Origin of the sequence: Streptomyces spongiae (assembly GCF_009377185.1) — a bacterium.
Classification (GTDB): domain Bacteria; phylum Actinomycetota; class Actinomycetes; order Streptomycetales; family Streptomycetaceae; genus Streptomyces; species Streptomyces spongiae.
The window spans coordinates 1-5,807 of the sequence record NZ_VJZC01000606.1; the positions used below are offsets into that span (position 1 = coordinate 1).

Sequence of the window (5,807 nt, forward strand, 5' to 3'; positions counted from 1 at the left end):
GGCGAGGAAAATCCCGGCGGCCGCCCCGGACCTCAGCCCTTACCCCTCCGCGCCAGCGCCACCGCTCCCCCACCCACCGCCAGCAACGCGACCGCCCCACCCGCGAGGTACGGCGTCATCGAGTTGCTCCCGGTCTCCGCGAGGTCGGAGTCGGAGGCCTCGCCCTGGGGCTTCACCTCGGACCCGGGGCCGGACGAGCCGGGGTCCGACGACGAGGACGCCTCCGCCGGAGACTCGCACGTCGCGCTCGCCAGCGTGACCGTACCCTCCACCTCGGCCACGTTCAGCTTCAACGGGTTGACGGAGACCTTGAGTTCGAGGGCCGTCGCGGCGGCCGTACGGGACGTGGTCGAGGAACGGGAGAGGTCGAGGGTGACCTCGCCGACCCCCGGCACCTCGACCTCCGTCGTCCCGCCCGCCGCAACCGTCACCTTCTTGCCGAGCACCGTCACCCCGCCCGCCACATTGGACTCGGCCACCGGCTTCTCGCCCGCCTCGCACGTCGCGCGGGACGTCACACCCTCCAGCTCGATGAGGGACAGCAGAGGCAGGCCCGGCACATGGATCCGCGCGTTGGCGAGGTCCGTGCGGCCCTCGGCCTTCGTCGCGGACTCCGTCGCCTTCGCCGTGGCCACGTCCGCACGCAGCACGCTGAAGGGCTGCCCGCCGTCCACCCCGTCCAGCCGCGCGCTCAGCGTGCTCCGCTCCGCGTCGGCCGGTGCCTTCACCTCGTTGAGCGAGACCGCGAGCGGGACGTTCACGGTCTTGTTCGCCAGGTGCACGTCGAGCCCGGTGCGGAGCACGACGGCGCTCGCGCGACCGTGGTCCTCGGTCGCGTGGGCGGTGCCCGCGCCGGCCAGGACCGCGGGACCGGCGGCCATGACCGTGGCCGCCGCGGCGGCGGCCAGACGGCGTGCGGGCAGGCGGAAGTTGTTGCCGTTCAAGGGTGGGCTCCCAGGGAAGTATCGCTTCGGAATCCCGCAAGAATCGCGGACGGAGAGTGAACCGTCAGCAATCTGACGGGAGTTCACCCCTACGTGACCATTCCGTGCGCATCTTCGAATCCCCTGGCACGCACGTTCTCCACAGTCACCCGATCAGCGTTCCCCGACGGTCACGCCCCTTCACGCTCCGTCAACAGCCGTCGCCTCGGACGTCAACCGCCGTACGTCAACCGATGAACGTCAACCGACGACCGTGCCGTTCAGCACCACGCGTCGCGGCGCCGCCAGCACCCGTACGTCGGCTCGCGGGTCCCCGTCGTAGACCACCAGGTCCGCGGGGGCTCCCTCGTCCAGCCCCGGGCGGCCGAGCCAGCTCCGCGCGCCCCACGCCGTGGCCGACAGGGCCTGGACCGGTGGAATGCCCGCGGTCACCAGCTCGGCGACCTCCGCGGCCACCAGTCCGTGGGCGAGCGATCCTCCGGCGTCGGTGCCGACGTACACCGGGATTCCGGCGTCGTACGCGGAGCGCACCGTGTCGTAGCGGCGTTCGTGGAGTCGGCGCATATGCGCGGACCAGCGCGGGTACTTGCTCTCGCCGCCCTCCGCGAGGCTCGGGAACGTCGCGATGTTGACGAGCGTGGGGACGATGGCGACGCCGCGGGAGGCGAAGAGGGGGATCAGGTCCTCCGTGAGGCCCGTCGCGTGCTCGACGCAGTCGATGCCGGACTCGACCAGGTCCTGGAGGGAGTCCTTCGCGAAGCAGTGGGCGGTGACGCGGGCGCCCAGGCGGTGGGCCTCCGCGATCGCCGCCCCGACGGCCTCCCGGGGCCAGCAGGCGGACAGGTCCCCGAGGTCCCGGTCGATCCAGTCGCCCACGAGCTTGACCCAGCCGTCGCCGCGCCGCGCCTCCCGCGCCACGTACGCGACCAGTTCGTCCGGCTCGACCTCGTGCGCGAAGTTGCGGATGTAGCGGCGCGTACGCGCGATGTGACGGCCCGCCCGAATGATCTTCGGCAGGTCGTCGCGGTCGTCGATCCAGCGCGTGTCGGAGGGCGAGCCGGCGTCCCGGATCAGCAGGGTGCCCGCGTCGCGGTCGGTGAGTGCCTGCTTCTCCGAGACGTCCTCGGGGACGGGACCGTGGGTGTCGAGGCCGACGTGGCAGTGCGCGTCGACCAGGCCGGGCAACGCCCAGCCCTCGACCGTACGGACATCACGGGCGCCGGTGGGCCGGTCGTAGGAGATCCTCCCGTCGACGACCCAGAGTTCGTCCCGGACGTCGTCGGGCCCGACCAGCACCCGCCCCTTAACATGCAGCACCGCGCGATCGCTCATGTACCGCACCCTAATGACCTACTGGTCCGCCTTGCCCACCTGGTCCGAAGTCTCCTCCGTCTCCTCCGGCACCTCGGCCCTCGCGGGGTCGAGGAGCCGGGAGAGGAAGTGGCGGGTGCGTTCGTGGCGTGGGTCGCCGATGACCTGTGCCGGGGCGCCCTGCTCCACGATCACTCCGCCGTCCATGAAGACGACCCGGTCGGCGACCTCCCGCGCGAAGCTCATCTCGTGGGTGACGACCATCATCGTCATGCCCTCGTTCGCGAGCACGCGCATGACGGCCAGGACATCGCCCACCAGCTCCGGGTCCAGCGCCGACGTCGGCTCGTCGAAGAGCATCACCTCGGGGCCCATGGCGAGCGCGCGGGCGATGGCGACGCGCTGCTGCTGGCCGCCGGAGAGTGAGGAGGGGTAGGCGGTCGCCTTCTCCGACAGTCCCACGCGCTCCAGGTTCTCGGCGGCCACCCGCGCCGCCTCGGCCTTGTCCCGCCTCAGCACCCGGCGCTGCGGCAGCGTGAGGTTCTCGGTCACCGTCAGGTGCGGGAACAGGTTGAACTGCTGGAAGACCATGCCGATACGGCGGCGCACGGCGTCGATGTCCACGTCCGGGTCGGTGACCTCGGTGCCGCCGACGAAGACCTGGCCCTTGGTGGGCTCCTCCAGCAGGTTCACACAGCGGAGCAGGGTCGACTTGCCGGAGCCCGACGGGCCGATGACACAGACGACCTCGCCCTGCCGGACCTCCAGGTCGATGCCGCGCAGCACCTCGTTGTCGCCGAACGACTTGTACAGGCCCCGGACCTCGATCTCCGGGCCCTCGGGCGTGCTCGCGGCCGTGTCCGTGGCCGTGCTCGTGCTCATTTCGTGGCCTCCCCCGCCTTGGCCTCAAGGCGTCGTACGACGAAGCCGAGCGGCACCGTCACCAGCAGATAGCACAGGCCCGCGACCAGGATCGGCGTGGAGTTGGCGGTCTGGCTGGCCAGGTCGCGGCCGAACTTCGCCAGTTCGCGCTCCTCCAGCGTGACACCGAGGAACAGCACCAGCGAGGAGTCCTTGAACAGGAGCACCAGTTCGTTCGTCAGCGGCGGGATCACAATCCGGAATGCCTGCGGGATGACGATCGAGACCATGGCCCGCGCGTGCGAGAAGCCCAGTGAACGGGCCGCCTCCATCTGCCCCTTGGGCACGGCCTGGATGCCCGCCCGGATCGTCTCCGCCATGTACGCGGCCGCCACCAGGCCGAGCCCGAGGGCGACCTTGCCGTACGTACCGCCGGGGATCTCCGTGCCCGGGAAGGCCAGCGGTACGGCCACGCCCACGAAGATGAAGATCAGCAGGGCGGGCAGCCCGCGGAAGATCTCGATGTAGATCCCGGCGACCCAGCGGTACGGACCCACCGACGACAGCCGCATCAGCGCGACGACCATGCCGAGCACGAGGCCGAAGACGAAGCCGGACACCGTGTAGAGCACGGTGTTCTTCAGCGCGAGCGTGATGATGTCGGGGAACATCTGCCCGACCAGGTCGGACTGCGCGAACTGGTTCCGCAGGCTGCCCCAGTCGGCCGAGACCGCGAGGGCGACCACGGCGGCGACGAAGACGGCGTACTGGAGGCCCTGGGACACGGCACGCTTCTGCCGCCGGGTCAGTCCGGCCTTACGGGGCTGGAGCTGTGCTCGTGTCTTCGTCGTGCTCATGAGGCGGACGGCGACGCGGAGGCCGCGCTCTCGTCGTACGGGCCGATCCACTGCTCGTACAGCTTCTTGTACGTACCGTCGCTCCTGGCCTCCTTGAGCGCCTTGTTGATGGCGGCGAGGAGCTTGGTGTTGCCCTTCTTGACCGTGAAGCCGTACTCCTCGCCGGTGTTGACGTTGTCGGCGACCTTGAAGGCGTCGGCGTTGGCCTTGTCCTTCAGCCAGCCCTGGACGACCGGGTAGTCGATGACGACGGCCTGGACCTGGCCGGTGCGCAGCCCGTTGAGGACGGCGTCGGAGGACTCGAAGGAGACCGGGTCGAGGCCCTTGCCCTGGGCGTACTCCTCGCCGGTGGTCTGCGCCTGAGCGCCGAGCTTCTTGCCCTTGAGGTCGGCGAAGGAGCCGATGCCGCTCTTCTTGGTGGCGAGGACGGCCTGGGTCGCCTCGAAGTACGGGTCGGAGAAGTCGACGTTCTTCTTGCGCTCCTCGGTGATCGTCATGCCGGCCGCCGCGAGGTCGCACTGGCCGGAGTTCAGGAACGCGCCCGTCTTGAAGTTCTCGAAGGGGGTGTCGAGGATCTTCTGCTTCACGCCCAGGTCCTTGGCCACGAGGTCGATCAGCGCGACGTCGAAGCCCTGCACCTCGCCGTCGATCTCCGACTGGAAGGGCGGGTACGGCAGGTGGGTGCAGGTGGTGAGCTGACCGCCCTTGGCCAGGGTGACCCCGCCGGCGGCGGTCTGCTTGCCACTGCCGCCGTCGTCCGAGGAGCAGCCGGCGACGAACAGCATTCCGGCCGTGGCGGTGGTGGCGGCCAGGATGCGGGTCCGGCGTCCGAGGACCGTGTTCACGGGGACCTCCTGTGAGAAAACGAATGGTTCCGATTATAAGGAAAGCTTGGACTCTCCCAAATCATTCCCATGGTCATCGAGCAGTGTGACCTGCGACTTATCGGCACAGCTGGCACGGTTACGCTCGAACGTGATCCGCATGCACATGCAGACCACTGCAGGCCAAGCCATGCCTACCCCCGAGCGAGGAGAGCACCCCCGTGACGCACCCCTTTCTGGATCTGGCCCCCATGAGCGCCACGCGCTTCGCTGCGATCGAGGACCGGGTGGCACGGCTGCTGGCCACCGAACAGGACCTGGTGATCACGCAGGGGGAGGCGCTCCTGCCGCTGGAAGGCGCGATCCGTGGCGCCGCGGGCCCGGACACGACCGCCCTGAACGTGATCACCGGCCCCTACGGGCAGACCTTCGGGAACTGGCTGCGGGACTGCGGGGCGACGGTGATCGACCTCGCGGTGCCCTTCCACACGGCGGTCACCGCCGAGCAGATCCGTGCCGCCTTCGCCGAGCACCCGTCGATCGACTTCGTGTCCCTGGTGCACGCGGAGGCGGCCACCGGGAACACCAACCCGGTGGCCGAGATAGGTGCGGTGGTCCGGGAGCACGGTGCGCTCTTCTACCTGGACGCGGTCGCCTCGATCGGGGCGGAGCCGGTGTTGCCGGACGCGTGGGGTGTGGACCTGTGCGTGATCGGGGCGCAGAAGGCGATGGGCGGTCCGGCGGGGGTGTCGGCGATCTCGGTGAGCGAGCGGGCGTGGGCGCGGATGGCGGCGAACCCGGGGGCGCCGCGGCGGTCGTACCTGTCGCTGCTGGACTGGAAGGAGCGGTGGATCGACGGAGGTCGTCGCGCTCTGCTCCACGCGCCCGCCCAGCTGGAGATGCTGGCGCTGGAGGCGTGTGTGGAGCGGATCGAGGCGGAGGGGTTGGCGGCGACGATGGGGCGTCACGCCGCCGCGGCGGCGGCCACGCGGGCGGGGGCGGTGGCGTTG

General features: G+C 70.2%; 6 protein-coding genes. 1 reads left to right on the plus strand and 5 read right to left on the minus strand.

All coding sequences use genetic code 11. From position 1 onward, the window contains the following. Nucleotides 1-32: 32 nt before the first annotated feature. The 5 genes from FNH08_RS42685 to FNH08_RS42705 all read right to left on the minus strand — a co-directional run bounded on the left by FNH08_RS42685 (nucleotide 33) and on the right by FNH08_RS42705 (nucleotide 4,818). Nucleotides 33-944 carry an SCO1860 family LAETG-anchored protein gene (locus tag FNH08_RS42685; protein WP_152776891.1) on the minus strand — a complete coding sequence of 304 codons (912 nt, stop codon included), beginning with the start codon at nucleotides 942-944 and terminating at the stop codon, nucleotides 33-35. A gap of 240 nt (nucleotides 945-1,184) precedes the next feature. Beyond that, on the minus strand, nucleotides 1,185-2,276 hold the full coding sequence (locus FNH08_RS42690; RefSeq protein WP_152776892.1) for an amidohydrolase family protein: 1,092 nt from the start codon (nucleotides 2,274-2,276) through the stop codon (nucleotides 1,185-1,187). An 18-nt stretch (nucleotides 2,277-2,294) separates the two neighbouring features. Then, a complete protein-coding gene (locus tag FNH08_RS42695) occupies nucleotides 2,295-3,137 on the minus strand; it encodes an amino acid ABC transporter ATP-binding protein (protein WP_152776893.1) in 843 nt (280 codons plus the stop codon). Next, nucleotides 3,134-3,973 carry an amino acid ABC transporter permease gene (locus FNH08_RS42700; RefSeq protein WP_152776894.1) on the minus strand — a complete coding sequence of 280 codons (840 nt, stop codon included), beginning with the start codon at nucleotides 3,971-3,973 and terminating at the stop codon, nucleotides 3,134-3,136. Before FNH08_RS42700 ends, FNH08_RS42695 begins: the two co-directional genes overlap by 4 nt. After that, entirely contained in the window at nucleotides 3,970-4,818 is an 849-nt protein-coding gene (locus tag FNH08_RS42705) for a transporter substrate-binding domain-containing protein (RefSeq protein ID WP_322726365.1), read from the minus strand. The genes FNH08_RS42700 and FNH08_RS42705 overlap by 4 nt, the downstream gene beginning before the upstream one ends. Before the next feature lie 200 nt (nucleotides 4,819-5,018). On the opposite strand from FNH08_RS42705, the gene FNH08_RS42710 reads away from it, so the two are divergent. Continuing rightward, on the plus strand, nucleotides 5,019-5,807 hold a 789-nt coding region (locus FNH08_RS42710; RefSeq protein ID WP_322726366.1), incomplete at its 3' end, for an aminotransferase class V-fold PLP-dependent enzyme.